The sequence below is a fragment of the Leclercia sp. EC_58 genome, assembly GCF_019584355.1.
Lineage (GTDB): Bacteria > Pseudomonadota > Gammaproteobacteria > Enterobacterales > Enterobacteriaceae > Enterobacter.
The window spans coordinates 1,358,003-1,371,858 of record NZ_VDAM01000001.1 but is presented as its reverse complement, the minus strand read 5'-3'; the positions used below and the strand labels follow the sequence as shown (position 1 = coordinate 1,371,858).

At 56.4% G+C, this 13,856-nt stretch carries 13 protein-coding genes; 4 read left to right on the top strand and 9 right to left on the bottom strand.

Features of this window, described 5'->3' with window-relative positions:
• Positions 1-43 precede the first annotated feature (43 nt).
• The gene (locus tag FHC51_RS06740; RefSeq protein WP_220435157.1) at positions 44-1,339 is read left to right on the top strand and encodes a Gfo/Idh/MocA family protein; all 1,296 of its coding nucleotides are present in this window, start codon (positions 44-46) and stop codon (positions 1,337-1,339) included.
• 107 nt (positions 1,340-1,446) lie between these two features.
• Entirely contained in the window at positions 1,447-2,724 is a 1,278-nt protein-coding gene (locus FHC51_RS06735; protein ID WP_220435156.1) for an ABC transporter substrate-binding protein, read from the top strand.
• Between the two features lie 52 nt (positions 2,725-2,776).
• On the opposite strand, the gene FHC51_RS06730 is transcribed toward FHC51_RS06735, so the two are convergent.
• Together FHC51_RS06730 and FHC51_RS06725 are read right to left on the bottom strand one after the other, a co-directional pair.
• Complete coding sequence (locus FHC51_RS06730) at positions 2,777-3,466, bottom strand: LrgB family protein (RefSeq protein WP_220435155.1); 690 nt, start codon at positions 3,464-3,466, stop codon at positions 2,777-2,779.
• The gene (locus FHC51_RS06725) at positions 3,459-3,869 is read right to left on the bottom strand and encodes a CidA/LrgA family protein (protein WP_103177875.1); all 411 of its coding nucleotides are present in this window, start codon (positions 3,867-3,869) and stop codon (positions 3,459-3,461) included. The genes FHC51_RS06730 and FHC51_RS06725 overlap by 8 nt, the downstream gene beginning before the upstream one ends.
• 101 nt (positions 3,870-3,970) lie before the next feature.
• Here FHC51_RS06725 and FHC51_RS06720 point away from each other — a divergent pair, with 101 nt between their 5' ends.
• The gene (locus FHC51_RS06720; protein WP_103177874.1) at positions 3,971-4,855 is read left to right on the top strand and encodes a LysR family transcriptional regulator; all 885 of its coding nucleotides are present in this window, start codon (positions 3,971-3,973) and stop codon (positions 4,853-4,855) included.
• A 78-nt stretch (positions 4,856-4,933) separates the two neighbouring features.
• Here the strand turns inward: FHC51_RS06720 and FHC51_RS06715 are convergent, their stop codons facing one another.
• The 4 genes from FHC51_RS06715 to soxR form a co-directional block, all read right to left on the bottom strand.
• Positions 4,934-6,580 carry a Na+/H+ antiporter gene (locus tag FHC51_RS06715; protein ID WP_114316144.1) on the bottom strand — a complete coding sequence of 549 codons (1,647 nt, stop codon included), beginning with the start codon at positions 6,578-6,580 and terminating at the stop codon, positions 4,934-4,936.
• Positions 6,581-6,731: 151 nt separating this feature from the next.
• Positions 6,732-8,081 carry a guanine/hypoxanthine transporter GhxP gene (gene ghxP, locus FHC51_RS06710; RefSeq protein ID WP_220435154.1) on the bottom strand — a complete coding sequence of 450 codons (1,350 nt, stop codon included), beginning with the start codon at positions 8,079-8,081 and terminating at the stop codon, positions 6,732-6,734.
• 298 nt (positions 8,082-8,379) lie between these two features.
• On the bottom strand, positions 8,380-9,051 hold the full coding sequence (locus FHC51_RS06705; RefSeq protein WP_114388177.1) for a glutathione S-transferase family protein: 672 nt from the start codon (positions 9,049-9,051) through the stop codon (positions 8,380-8,382).
• Between the two features lie 275 nt (positions 9,052-9,326).
• Positions 9,327-9,785, bottom strand: coding sequence for a redox-sensitive transcriptional activator SoxR (gene soxR, locus FHC51_RS06700; RefSeq protein WP_103177870.1), 459 nt, complete (start codon positions 9,783-9,785; stop codon positions 9,327-9,329).
• Positions 9,786-9,883: 98 nt separating this feature from the next.
• Between soxR and soxS the strand changes: the two genes are divergently transcribed.
• Positions 9,884-10,210 carry a superoxide response transcriptional regulator SoxS gene (soxS, locus tag FHC51_RS06695; RefSeq protein ID WP_103177869.1) on the top strand — a complete coding sequence of 109 codons (327 nt, stop codon included), beginning with the start codon at positions 9,884-9,886 and terminating at the stop codon, positions 10,208-10,210.
• Here soxS and FHC51_RS06690 read toward each other — a convergent pair.
• From FHC51_RS06690 to FHC51_RS06680, 3 genes are all read right to left on the bottom strand, one after another.
• Entirely contained in the window at positions 10,207-11,793 is a 1,587-nt protein-coding gene (locus FHC51_RS06690) for an EAL domain-containing protein (protein WP_114316146.1), read from the bottom strand. The genes soxS and FHC51_RS06690 overlap by 4 nt on opposite strands.
• Before the next feature lie 339 nt (positions 11,794-12,132).
• The gene (locus FHC51_RS06685; protein WP_220435153.1) at positions 12,133-13,536 is read right to left on the bottom strand and encodes a sensor domain-containing diguanylate cyclase; all 1,404 of its coding nucleotides are present in this window, start codon (positions 13,534-13,536) and stop codon (positions 12,133-12,135) included.
• Between the two features lie 226 nt (positions 13,537-13,762).
• The coding region (locus FHC51_RS06680; protein WP_000306640.1) for an IS1 family transposase at positions 13,763-13,856 on the bottom strand (94 nt) is incomplete at its 5' end.

Below are 13,856 nucleotides of genomic sequence, written 5' to 3'. Positions count from 1 at the left end.
CGTCACCTGCTGATATTAATTCTGTTATTTAATCGAGGATGCCATGAAAAAATATGCTCTGGTCGGAACCGGCGGTCGCGCGGGTTTATATATTTCCGCCATCGGTGGCGCCTGGCGGGAAAATGCCAGACTGGTCGCGTTCTGTGATACTAACAAGACGCGCATGCAGTACGCCAATCAGTTATTAAAAAACGAAGGGGCGGATCCGGTTTCCACCTGGCAGGCGGCGCAGTTTGAAGAGATGATCCGCGAGACGCAGCCCGATATCGTCATTGTCACCACCATGGACCGCACCCATGATGACTACATCGTGCGCGCCCTGCACGCCGGCTGCGATGTGATCACCGAAAAGCCGATGACCATCGACGAACAGCGCGCCTTGCGCATACTCGATGCCATTGAAGAGACGGGCCGCAGCGTGCGCGTGGCCTTCAACTACCGCTACGCGCCGCACCACAGCAAGGTGCGCGAACTGCTGATGCAGGGGACGATCGGCAAGGTCACCTCGGTCCATTTCGAGTGGCTGCTTAACACCGAACACGGTGCGGACTACTTCCGCCGCTGGCACCGGGAAAAGCGCAACAGCGGCGGCCTGCTGGTGCATAAATCCACCCACCACTTCGATCTGATGAACTTCTGGCTGGGCAGCTACCCGGAGCGCGTTTACGCCGAAGGCAGCCTGCAGTTCTATGGCAGGGAGAATGCGGAGAAGCGCGGCGTGACCCGGTTCTACCCGCGCGCCCACTGCTTTGCCGACGCGAAAGACGACCCGTTTGCGCTGCATATGGAAGAGAATGCGCAACTTAAGGCGCTCTATCTGGACGCCGAACACGAAGATCACTACTTCCGCGACCAGAGCGTCTTCAGCGACGGGATCACCATCGAAGATACGATGTCGGTGCTGGTGAAATACCAGAACCAGGTCCAGCTCACCTACTCCCTCAATGCCTACCTGCCGTGGGAAGGGCTGAATGTGGTCTTTAACGGCACCGAAGGGCGTCTGGAGATGAAGATCGTCGAGAAGTCCTACGTCAATGCCGGGGGGGAGCGGGAACATGAGGGCAGCCTGGAGCAGTGCGACCTCACCGTCTTCCCGATGTTTGCCGAACCCTGGAAAGCGGAATTCAGCCTCGGTGAAGGGGGCCACGGCGGCGGCGACAACGCGATGCTGGCCGACCTGTTCGGCGAGCCACGCCACGATCCGCTGCAGCGCGCAGCGGACCACCGTGCCGGGGCCATGTCTATCCTCACCGGCATTGCGGGCAACATCTCCATGCAGCAGCAGCGTCCGGTCAACTTTAAGGAGTTTGAGCTGGTATCCCGTCTGACGAAACGCTAAGCGTCTCACCCCGGCGCGGCCCGCTGCCGCGCCGGAACCGCCGGTAGTATTGTGCAGTTACTCACCTGTTTAATAACAATATTTATGCCTCTGTTCCGGAGACAATAATGAAAAAACTCGTTTCAGGTGTTATCGCATCGCTGTTATTTTCCTGTACCTCTGTCTGGGCGCAATCGCCCGTTGAACTACGCATGTCGTGGTGGGGTGGCAATAGCCGCCACCAGGCAACACTCAAGGCGCTGGAAGCCTTCGAAAAAGCGCATCCGGAGATTAAGGTGAAGCCCGAATACACCGGCTGGGACGGGCATCTTTCGCGCCTGACCACCCAGATGGCGAGCGGCACCGAGCCGGATGTAATGCAGACCAACTGGCCCTGGCTGATCCTCTTTTCCAAAAACGGCGAAGGGTATTACGACCTGAATAAGTTGAAAGCGGAGCTCGATTTAAGCCAGTACCAGGCGCAGGATCTGCAATCGACCACGGTGAAGGGCAAGCTCAACGGCCTGCCGATTTCGGTCAACGCCCCGGTCTTTTACTACAACGACGTCACCTGGCAGAAAGCCGGGCTGGCGTATCCGAAAACCTGGGACGACTTTTTTGCCGCCGGGAAAGTGTTCCAGCAGACGCTGGGCAACAACTACTACCCCTACGCCATGGTCGATCAGGATGTCATTCTGCTGCTCAATGCATACATGATGCAGACCCACCAGAAGCCGATGTTCAACAGCGATGGCACCTTTGCCTGGAACGACGCGCAGTGGGTCGAGGCCTTCGATTTTGTGAAACGTCTGAGCGACGACCACATTCTGCCGTCGCCAAAGACCCTCTCTTCCTATGGCAAAGGCAACCTCTATGAGATGAAGCCGTGGATTAACGGTGAGTGGGGCGGGCTCTTCACCTGGAACATCACCATTCGCATGTTTGCCAACAACATGACGCCACCGGCGAAGCTGGTGCTGGGCGACTACGTGATGCAGCCCGGCACAGAGGAGTCCGGAGTTTACTTCAAAACGGCGCAGATGCTGTCGGTGGCAAAATCCACTCAACATCCGAAAGAGGCGGCGATTCTGGTGAATTACCTGCTTAACGATCCGCAGTCGGTGGAGGCTCTTGGGCTGGAGCGCGGCATTCCGCTCAACAAGGCGGCGGAGGCGCAACTGACGGAGAAAGGGGTGATTGACCCGCAGGATCCGGTAATTGCCGGGCTACGCCAGGCGCAGTCGCTGCACACCACAGTCGTCGCCACGCCCTATATTGAGGACTTGCAGGTGATCGACCAGTTCACCTCGGCGCGGGAAAAACTGGAACAGGGCCAGGCACCCGCTCAGGTCGCGGCGGATTTCCGCCAGAAGGTGGAGCGGATTGTGCGGCGGTTGAACCGTTAGCGCCGCATTCAGAATCTGTAGGCCGGGTAAGCGCAGCGCCACCCGGCATTTATCAGAACATCACCCACGCCACCAGCGGGGCCACCAGCACCATCAACACGCCGGAGAGCATCATCACCAGGCTGGCCACCACGCCCTCCTGCTGGCCCAACTCGTAGGAGCGCGCGGTGCCCGCTCCGTGGGAGGCCGCGCCAAACCCGGCCCCTTTCGCCATCCCTTCGCGGATCGAGAGCCGCAAAAAAAGCATATCCCCTACCGCCATGCCAAACACACCGGTGACCACCACGAACAGCGCCACCAGATCCGGCTGTCCGCCGAGTGGTTTCGCCGCCGCCAGGGCAAAAGGCGTGGTGACGGAGCGTACCGCGAGGCTGCGCTGGATCTCGTCCGACAGGGTAAACAACCGCGCCAGCCAGACCGAGCTGGTGACGGCCACCACCGTGGCGGTGATCACCCCGGCGGAGAGCGACATCCAGTGGCGTTTTATCACCGCGAGGTTGTCGTAAACCGGCACCGCAAAGGCGATGGTCGCCGGACCCAGCAGCCACAGCAGCCAGTGCGCTTCGCCAATATAGTTCTGCCACGAGATATGCCCCCACACCAGCATCATCACCAGCAGGATCGGGGTGAAGACCAGCGGCATCAGGGGCAGTTTACGAAAGCGGCGGTAGAGGCGCTTGTTGGCAAAATAGATCACCAGCGTCACCACCAGGCAGAGGACGCTGACCTGAAAGTTAGTCATGTTTCTGCCTGCTGATTTCAAAGCGGTAGACTTTATCCACCACCCATGCGGTCGCGCCCAGCACCATCAGCGTGCTCAGGGCGATCACCGCAAAGATACGCCAACCGTCCACCATCAGCAGCTGAACGTAATTGACCACTGCCACCACTGCCGGAACGAAAAAGAGCAGCATCTCCGCCAGCAGCCAGCGCGACCCCGCCCGCACCCAGCTAAGAGGAATGACGCGACAGAGGATCAGGCTGAACATCAGCACCATGCCGACCAGATTGGCCGGCAGCGGCAGATGGAGCCAGCGAACAAGGTATTCAGCGAAGACAAAAAGAGCGGCATAGAGCAGGACCTGAACCGGTACCTGGAGTCGTTGCACGACGGCAGGCGTAACGCGACCTAACGCCACGGTCATGGGGGATTTCCTCAAAATGAGACGGAGCGCCAGTATAGTCAGCGCCCGTAATTGACTGAAATGAATTAAAATCATCAAAGGTATAGTTTCGAGGAATAGTCATGGACATACGCACGCTGCGTTACTTTGTCGAAGTGGTCCGCCAGCAGAGTTTTACCCGCGCCGCGGAGAAGCTCTTTGTTACCCAGCCCACCATCAGCAAAATGCTGAAAAACCTCGAAGATGAACTCAACTGTACCCTGCTGATCCGTGACGGGCGCAAGCTGCTGCTGACCGACACAGGCCGCGTGGTGTTTGAGCGCGGGCTGGCGATCCTGGCGGAGTTTCGCCAGCTGGAGGCCGAGCTTGGCGACATCAACCACCTGAACAAGGGCATACTGCGCCTCGGCATCCCGCCAATGGTAGGAATGATGATGGCGGGCCCTATCGGTCTGTTTCGCCAGCGTTACCCCGGCGTAGAGCTAAAAATTTCTGAATTTGGCGGCTTAACCGTCCAGCAGGCGGTGATCAACGGCGAGCTGGATCTGGCCATGACCGCCCTGCCGGTGGAAGAGGATAGCGGTCTGACGGCGCTGCCGCTGTTCAGCCATCCGCTCTGCGTACTGGTGCCGCGCTCCGGCAGCTGGCTGTCGCTCGACGCCATCAACCCTGAACTCCTCGCCGAGCATCCGCTGCTGATCTACAACGAAGATTTTGCCCTCAGCCGCCAGCTGATGCAGCTGTTCAACCAGCACGGCGTTAAGCCGCGTATCGCGGTGCGCAGCGGGCAGTGGGACTTTCTGGCGGCGATGGTGCAGGCGGGGGTGGGAATTGCCATCCTGCCGCAGCCCATCTGCGAACGGCTGGATAAAAAGACCCTGCGCTGGATCCCGCTCCAGAGCGATCTGCACTGGCAGTTGGGGATGATCTGGCGGGAAGGGGTCTATCTGTCGCACAGCGCTCAGGCGTGGCTGAAATGCTGTGAAGGGTTTTGGGTGGGAGAATAGCGCCGGGTGGCGACGTCGCCTTACCCGGCCTACGGTTTACCAGGCCCGGTAAGCACAGCGCCACCGGGCAATCAACCACTACGGCTTCTCAACCAACAGCGCTTCCATCAGATCGAGATCGTGCAGCAGTTTTTGCAGCGTCTCGTTGCTGATCTCCCGGGTGGCGCGCAGATGATACAGTTCTGCACGTTCGGCACGCAGGGCGGCCAGGCGGAAGCGACGCTCCAGATTCTCTTCCTGCAGCGAGCTCTCTACATCATTTCGGCCATCCGCGCGGCGGCGCAGGTTACCAATGACCCGTGAGCTCACCTCTTTCAGCAGCTGGGTATCGAGGTTCTCTTCGGTATCGGCCGCCAGGCGCTCTTCCATCTTCTGGATGGTGACAATCGCCACTTCCGCGGTAGCCGCCCGGGCGATACGCGCCTCTTTATGCTGCTGAACGTGATCGCCCACCTCCATATGTTGCAGCAGGATCGGCAGCATCACCACGCCGACAAACAGCGAGAACAGGATCACCCCCGCTGCCAGGAACACCAGCTCATAGCGCGCCGGGAAGACATCGCCGGTCGGCAACAGCAGCGGGATGGAAAGCACACCGGCCAGGGTGATCGCCCCGCGCACGCCCGCAAAGGTGGAAATCAGCAGCTCACGGGTCGTCCAGGAGCCAAACTCCATCGGTTTATTTTTCAGGAAGCGGACGCTGAATTTTTTCATCGTCCACAGCCAGCCGAAACGCACCAGCATCAGCGCGGCATAAATCAGCACGATGTCGGTAAACAGCATCCAGGTGTCGACGTTCGGGTCAGCCTCGGCCGCCACCAGGGAGGACTCCAGGATGCCCGGCAGCTGCAGGCCCAACAGCAGGAAGACCATGCCGTTAAAGACAAACTCCAGCATCGACCAGGTGCTGTTGGCGCGCAGGCGCATCGCCAGCGGCGCAGTACGCATCACGCCGGAACGGGTGATGGTCATCCCCGCCGCCACCGCCGCCAGAATGCCCGACACGCCAATGTGCTCGGCAATCAGATAAGAGGCGAACGGCAGCAGGAACAGCAGTACGATCTGCGTGGCGGGTTCATCACCGCCCCAGCGGCTGAGGAAGCGCAGCGAGCGGCCATACAGCCAGCTCACTACAAACCCGGCGAGGATACCGCCAATCGCCACTTTCAAGAACTCCACGGTGGCGCCGCCGACGGTAAAGACCATGGTGCCCATCGCCACGGCAACCGCAAACTTCAGCGCCACCAGGCCGGAGGCGTCGTTCATCAGCGCCTCGCCCTGCAGGATCCCCATGATTTTTTTCGGCATGCGCCCTTCACCCACAATGCCGGAGAGCGCCACGGCATCCGTTGGCGACAGCACCGCCGCCAGTGCAAAGGCTGGTATCAGCGGGATCCCCGGCACCACCCAGTAGATGAGAAAACCGATCCCCATGACGGTGATAACCACCAGCGCCAACGCCAGACCCAGGATCTCGCGGCCGTGCTCAAGAAACTCGCGCGTGGGCGTTTTCCAGCCGTCGGCAAAAAGTAAAGGAGGAATAAACAGCACCAGAAACAGTTCCGGATCAAACTCGACATGCAATCCGAACGTCGGCCAGGCCAGCAGAGCACCGATGGCAATCTGCATGAGCGGCAGCGGTAGCTGAAAGGGCAGTACGCGGGTAACCACCCCGGAAAGTGAGACCACAAGGGTCATGATGAGTATTGTGAAGAAAATTTCCATGCGTTCCCTGTTTGCGATAATTCTGTTCGTTTAGGTCACTGGCATCGTGCCTTAATGTACCTTTCCCAGAGTAACGCATAAGACAACGAGATGTGTTCTGAAAATAAAAACGGGCGGCCTGAGCCACCCGTCTTTTTGCGCAGTTGACAGCTTAGATCGCCCAGCCGCCCGCGTAGAAGACCACCAGCGCGACGGCAATCACCACCGTACCGATGTTCAGTTTACGCCATTCGCCTGAGACGATGCGGCCAATGACCAGCGAGGCAAAACCGATCATGATGCCGGTAACGATGTTACAGGTCAGCACGATAAATACCGCGGTGATCAGACCGGCCATCGCGTCAACGAAGTCGGCAAAATCAATTTTCGCCACGTTGCTCAGCATCAGCAGGCCCACATACATCAGCGCAGGTGCGGTGGCGTACGCCGGCACCAGATAGGACAGCGGCGCGAGGAACAGGATCAGCAGGAACAGCACGCCGATGGTAATCGCCGTCAGACCGGTTTTACCGCCTGCCGCCGTACCCGCCGCCGATTCGATATACACCGCAGCAGGTGCCGCCCCGACCAGACCCGAGAAGACGCTGCTCAGGGAGTCGGTGGTCAGCGCTTTGCCGCCATCGATAATCTGACCGTCTTTATCCAGCAGGTTCGCCTGACCGGCTACTGCGCGGATAGTGCCGGTGGCATCAAAGACCGCGGTCATCACCAGCGCCAGCACGCTTGGCAGCACGACAGGGTTGAGCGCGCCCATGATATCCAGGCTGCCAATCAGCGAGTTGCCGTTTTCGTCACTCAGGGATGGCATGGCGAATACGCCGGAGAAGTGTACGGCAGGGTCGAAAATCAGGCCGACAATGGAGACGCCGATGATGGTCAGCAGAATGCCGCCCGGCACTTTCAGTTTTTCCAGACCAATGATCACCGCCAGGCCAATCAGCGACATGATCACCGGGAAGCTGGCGAAATCACCCAGCGCAACCGGCAGACCGTCCAGGGGGTTTTTGATCACCAGGCCAACGCCGTTGGCGGCAATCAGCAGCAGGAACAGACCGATACCAATCCCGGTGCCGTGCGCAACGCCCTGCGGCAGGTTGCGGAGGATCCAGCTACGGATGCCGGTGGCAGAGATGATGGTAAACAGCACACCCATCAGGAACACGGCGCCCAGCGCAACCGGCACGCTGATCTGCTGGCCCAGCACCAGGCTGAACGCGGTGAAGGCGGTCAGTGAGATGGCGCAGCCGATCGCCAGCGGCAGGTTAGCCCACAGACCCATCACGATGGAGCCGACACCGGCCACCAGACAGGTGGCGACAAAGACCGCCGCCGGTGGGAAACCGGCTTTACCCAGCATGCCCGGCACCACGATCACCGAGTAGACCATCGCCAGGAAGGTCGTCAGACCGGCAACGATCTCCTGACGCGCGGTGCTGCCGCGGGCAGAAATTTTAAAAAAGGCGTCGAGTGAACCGCCGGTACGCGCAGATGGCGTAGACATAGAAAACATCCCCTGAAAATTATAATTGTCGTCTGTCAGCGTGACGGACACTCCACGACCCGCTAAACGTCATATCCTTGTGCTGCGTTTATGACAAAAAGGGGAGTCATAAAAAAAGCAAACGTTTAGCTTTGCGCTGACAAAACGGGTGTCGAAATGAAGGCAAACGATTATCCGTCCTCAATGCGGGCATTTTCAACTTAACTTTGACGTTTTCCGCCAAAATGCGTGCGAGGCGGTGAAGAAGTGAACAGAGTGTGCGCAAACGTTATCGTGAATGCGCAATTTAATAACAATTTCAGGACCCGCCAGGGATCTCGAACGGCCCGCCCTGCTGAATCGCCCGCTGCCAGGCCGGACGCATTTCGACGTTTTTCTTCCAGCTTTGCAGGCGGGGAAGATTGTCTATGCCGCCGCGTTCCAGCAGGGCGAAGACCGGGAAGCTCATCTGCACGTCCGCCATGCTGAGATGATCCCCGGCGAACCAGCGATGCTTCTCCAGTGAGGATTCCAGAAAGCGGGCGTGCGTTTCCAGCTGACGGTTAAGATAGGCCTTCTCAACCCCCTGCCCCAGCACCTTGCCGAGCGTTCGCAGGCCAAACGGGACGGGCGGTTTACCGAGGCTGGCGAAGACCAGCTTCATCAGCAGCAGCGGCATTAACGATCCTTCTGCGTAATGAAGCCAGAAACGGTATTGCAGCTTTAGCTCACGATCCTGGGGCTTCATCTGCGACCCGGGATCGTAAGTTTCCTGCAAATATTCGAGGATAGCGCCCGATTCCGCCAGGATCAGGCCGTTGTCCTCCAGCACCGGGGATTTTCCCAGCGGGTGGATTTTACGCAGCGTGGCGGGGGCCATCATGGTCTTATCCCGCTGATAACGAACGATCTGGTACGGTAGAGAGAGCTCTTCCAGCGCCCAGAGCACGCGCTGCGATCGGGACTGGTTGAGGTGGTGGACCTTAATCATCGTCATCTCCAGTTGGGCTTATCCACTAACTATAGAAAATTGCACAACCTGGCAAAAAAATTTTGCCGAGTTTTTGCGCGATGAGGCTGGTAAAGCTAAGGCCACGGCCTAGACTTAAAGTGTCAGCACAAGCCGGAACCTCCACCAGATGCTCGACTGAGGGGTGTTGATGTCGGGGGAAACCCTCCTGTGAACCAGCGGGATAGAGAGAAAGACAAAGACCGGGAACAAACTAAAGCGCCCTGTTGTGGCGCTTTAGTTTTTTATGCGACCGGTTAATCCTCTTCCAGCAGCCGCGCGCCGGTTCCCTGTTCGCCCAGCTTATCACCAGGGTTACGCAGCGGGCAGTCGCTGCGCGACAGGCATCCGCAGCCAATGCATCCATCCAGCTCATCGCGCAGCGCCACCAGGGTGTGAATGCGCCGGTCCAGCTCATCGCGCCACTGGGAAGAGAGTGCCTTCCACTCCTTTGCGCTCAGGGTATGCCCTTCCGGCAGGATGCCAAACGCCTCGCCAATGGTGGCCAGCGGGATGCCAATACGCTGGGCAATCTTAATGATCGCCACATAGCGCAGCACGTCACGGGTATAGCGGCGCTGGTTGCCGGCGTTGCGGATGCTTTTAATTAACCCTTTGCTTTCATAGAAGTGCAGTGCAGAGACCGCCACACCGCTACGCCTTGCCACCTCGCCCGGCGACAGCAGCGGTTTAATCCGCGGTAATTTCTTTTCCATAAAACCTCTTTACCTCAAGTTAACTTGAGGAATTATACTCGCCCGCAGACAAAACGACGAATCAACCGATACAGGTGTATCCAGAGAGAGGCTGCTCTATGTCACATCAACAAATTATTCAGACACTTATTGAATGGATGGATGACCATATCGATCAACCTTTGAGTATTGATGTGGTGGCGAAGAAGTCGGGTTACTCGAAGTGGTACTTACAGAGAATGTTCCGCGCCGTCACGCACCAGACGCTGGGCGAATACATTCGTCAACGCAGATTATTGCTGGCGGCCCAGGCGTTACGCACCACCCAGCGGCCTATTTTTGATATCGCCATGGATCTGGGATATGTCTCCCAGCAGACCTTCTCCCGCGTCTTCCGCCGCGAATTTGATCGCACCCCCAGCGACTATCGCCATCAGCTCAATTAGTGGCTATGAGCAAGGGCTGTCGCGACGGGCTGATGTTGCCAGGTCATGAAATCCTGCGGTGACATCGCCTTGGCAAAGTGCCAGCCCTGGCAATACTGAACGCCGCGCTTGTTCAACCACATCACCTGCTCCACGGTTTCTACCCCTTCCGCAATGGTTTTCAGGCGCAGGCTTTGAGCCATTTCGATAATGTGCTCAACGATAAGATGGCTGGTGCTGTTGGTAGTCAGCGTATCGATGAAGGTCTTATCGATTTTCAGGATATCCACGTTCAGCGAGTAGAGGTTGTGCAGGTTGGAATAGCCGGTACCAAAATCGTCAATCGCCACCTCATATCCCGCCTGGCGGAATGCCTGAATTACCGGCGTGGTCCTGGGGACATCAATGAAACCGCGCTCCGTCACTTCAATTTTGATCTGCTGGGCCCGCACATTATAGTGCCGGGCTTTATCGGTGATCATCGCAATCAGGCGTGAAGAGTGGAAGTCCGTTGCCGAGAGGTTAATGGAGATATAAAGATGCGGGTTACAGGCCAGGAAATGGCCCAGATCGCTGAAGACTTCTTCTACCACGTAATCGGTAATGCGTTCGCTCATCCCCTCTTTTTCTGCCAGCGGGATAAACTCTACCGGGCTCATTACCGGGCCGTTAAAGCCAGGCCAACGCAACAGCGCTTCTGCGCCGACACACGCATTTGTTTTAATGTCGATAATGGGCTGGTAATGCAGGCAAAGTTGTCTTTTATTTAATGCTCGGTGCAATAAGCGACCCGGAGAATTAAATTCGCGTCGCGTCCGTGACCACATCAATAAAATGATAATACTGCTGATCATGCCCAGCGGCAGGGTTAATGTCGCCTGATGATAGAGCACTTCGTAAAAGCGCTGATTAGTCGTGGAAACAATAGCGGCAATCGGGCGTTTGTCCGAATGAACAATAGTGTAAAAGCGGCCTTCGTTCTGGAATATAGCTTCGTTATCGCCAATCAGCTTTTTTAATGCCTTTTCTTTTGCCTGTTCGCTGATAGAGAAAAAGTCGTTGTTCACCGTATCAAATACCCCCCACGCCAGGGAGCGGTCGGCTGACATGACTTCGCTATAGGTCAGGGGATTAACCACCACCACATAATTACCGACCTGCATATAGGTCATTTTATATCCCGCATAAAAGGGCGTATCGCGGTAATAATAGATAGAGACGTCAGGGGCGCGTTGGTAATTGGCAGCAGAGATTAAATAGGGGTTTTCAGGCGTGCTGGTGGTTGAGCAGAGAAACGCTTTACCTTCGGCGTACAGCAGGTCGGCAATGTAGAGTCGGCCCCGGACGATATTTAACATATATTGCCGGTGTTCCGGTGTGCAAATATTACCCGAGTATTTTTCAGCCGCATGACGTGCCAGCTCAACCTGCTGAATAACCAGTTCAGTTTTGTCTAAAGCAAGAGCAGCAAATGAGCGAAGTTGACTGCTTGTTTCGTTGACCGCGCGTTGCTGAGCAAACCATAGCGCAAGCATCACAGGTAGCAAAACTACCATGATAACCCCGACTATCCTCAGCACCTTGTCCCGTGCGTTACGATTCATTTCCGCCCTATTATCCCTGCTTTTTATGTGCCTGTAGTCATGAAGGCCGGATGCTTTGCTAAACAGGTGATTACGTTGCATGAATCATGCGAAGTTAGCAACTGACTTTTAACGCCAATAACCTAATATTGAGTTATGCCGATAATATTTGTCCGTAAGCCAAACTGAAAGTATTCGTTTCGTGTTTATTAAGTTAAATAATTACCGTTCCAGGAAGCCAGGCTCCCGGATAACTCAACAGAAAATCGTCGATTAAGCCAAACTACCTACAGAATGAAAAAAGCGCAACTTCATCATGAAATTTTGTGCTATTTAACCCTTCAGGATGATTGAAGTGATTTATAAATAATCAACCGCGACGATTGTTTTACCTCTTCCACCACGCTTGGCATCGTAAAGTGCCTTATCTGCGCTAATGAGTAGCGATGAGGTATCGCGTGGTTTTCCGCTCACCTCCACCACGCCCGCACTGAAAGAGAGCGTTAAGGTGCGGCTGCCGACCTTAAGCGGCGTGAGGGAGAGCGCCTGACGGAGCACCGTGGAGAGCTGCACCGCCGCGTCGCTGCGAGTTTTGGGCAGCAACAGTAAAAACTCCTCTCCCCCTACCCGGCCCAGCGCCGCCCCCGGGGGGATCACCGTCCGCAGGCAGTCGCAAAAATGCACCAGCGCGGCATCGCCCACCAGATGCCCCCACTTATCATTAATCTGTTTAAAGAAATCCAGGTCGAGCATCATGACAGAGAAGTGGCTGTCGGCCTCTTTCCGCTGGCAGGCCTCCAGCGCAGCGCCAATCTGCTGCAGGATGGCAGAGCGGTTAAGACAGCGCGTCAGATCGTCGGTGGTGGCCTTCACCTCCAGCTGCTGCTCCGCTTTTTTACGCGCGGTAATATCGAGCCCGATATTAAGGATAGAGCCGTCCGGCAGAGAGATGTTTGACCACAGGATCGTCAGCTGAACGCCGTCCCGCCGCAGCGGATGCCATTCGTACATATCGTTCAGCGGGGTGGTATTGACCGACTCGCGCACCCGGCGGCGCTCCTCCGGGTCAGGGTAAAAGAGCGCCAGCGGATCGGCATGGGTGTTAATCTCCGCCATCGTCCAGCCAAACACCTTTTCGCATTCGGCATTCCACAATACGCAGCGGCTATGCCGATCAAAGGAGTTCATCAGTACCGGCGCCCGCTCAAACAGGGTTTTATACTGGGTGATCATCCGCTGCATCTCTTTTGCCGTGCGCTCACGGGCAACGAGGCCGGTCAAATAGTCCTTCAGTTTTTCGACCAGGATCACCACCACCTCTTTCAGCACAGTGATGCTGCTTTGCGGTTGCGTAAAGCCGAGGAAGAAGTAGCCGTTGCAGCGATCCTGTTGCAGCGACAATTTATACAGCACGCCACACTGTAAATGCGTATGGCCCGGATGGGTGGCAGGAAATAAAAGCGTACCGATCTTCTCTTTCCAACAGATGACCCGCCATGCCCGGTGGTGACGCTGCAATAACGCACTGGAAAGAAAGGCTTTAATTTCTGGAGAATGGCAGGTTAATTCGCCGACGCTGACAAACTGCGGCTGGCCCACATCGTCCTCCATCATCACCCAGCTGGTCTGGGCGCCAAAGGTATGATTAATCGTCTGGAGAAGATCCGTTAAGGTTTGCTGCGACGATAATTTTGGCATTAATTTAGCTAATGCGTGCAGAGCCCGCGTGCTGTCATTTATATTCTCTCGATTTGCTTGCTTCATCGTTTTATTCGTCGCTCATTTAACGAGATAAAAAATGTCGCAACGAATAAATCAGGAGTGAAAGGATACGCAGCCAGCATCTATTATTGCGGCTGTCTGACCCTGTCGAAAAAGAAAGTGTGTGTAAAATTAAAAGTACAGCAAATAATAACCAGTAAAAGCCTGATTTATTTATTACGGGCTAGTCACGTAACCGGATGAAGCATAATCCGGTAATGACTCCAACTTACTGATAGTGTTTTATGTTCAGATAATGCCCGATGACCTTGTCATGCAGCTCCACCGATTTTGAGAACGACAGTGACTTCCGTCCCAGCCTT

Bases quoted from the DNA above. Each gene is read 5' to 3' on its own strand.
- FHC51_RS06740 (WP_220435157.1), top strand. From the start codon at position 44: ATGAAAAAATATGCTCTGGTCGGAACCGGCGGTCGCGCGGGTTTATAT.
- FHC51_RS06735 (WP_220435156.1), top strand. From the start codon at position 1,447: ATGAAAAAACTCGTTTCAGGTGTTATCGCATCGCTGTTATTTTCCTGT.
- FHC51_RS06730 (WP_220435155.1), bottom strand. From the start codon at position 3,466: ATGACTAACTTTCAGGTCAGCGTCCTCTGCCTGGTGGTGACGCTGGTG.
- FHC51_RS06725 (WP_103177875.1), bottom strand. From the start codon at position 3,869: ATGACCGTGGCGTTAGGTCGCGTTACGCCTGCCGTCGTGCAACGACTC.
- FHC51_RS06720 (WP_103177874.1), top strand. From the start codon at position 3,971: ATGGACATACGCACGCTGCGTTACTTTGTCGAAGTGGTCCGCCAGCAG.
- FHC51_RS06715 (WP_114316144.1), bottom strand. From the start codon at position 6,580: ATGGAAATTTTCTTCACAATACTCATCATGACCCTTGTGGTCTCACTT.
- ghxP (WP_220435154.1), bottom strand. From the start codon at position 8,081: ATGTCTACGCCATCTGCGCGTACCGGCGGTTCACTCGACGCCTTTTTT.
- FHC51_RS06705 (WP_114388177.1), bottom strand. From the start codon at position 9,051: ATGATTAAGGTCCACCACCTCAACCAGTCCCGATCGCAGCGCGTGCTC.
- soxR (WP_103177870.1), bottom strand. From the start codon at position 9,785: ATGGAAAAGAAATTACCGCGGATTAAACCGCTGCTGTCGCCGGGCGAG.
- soxS (WP_103177869.1), top strand. From the start codon at position 9,884: ATGTCACATCAACAAATTATTCAGACACTTATTGAATGGATGGATGAC.
- FHC51_RS06690 (WP_114316146.1), bottom strand. From the start codon at position 11,793: ATGAATCGTAACGCACGGGACAAGGTGCTGAGGATAGTCGGGGTTATC.
- FHC51_RS06685 (WP_220435153.1), bottom strand. From the start codon at position 13,536: ATGAAGCAAGCAAATCGAGAGAATATAAATGACAGCACGCGGGCTCTG.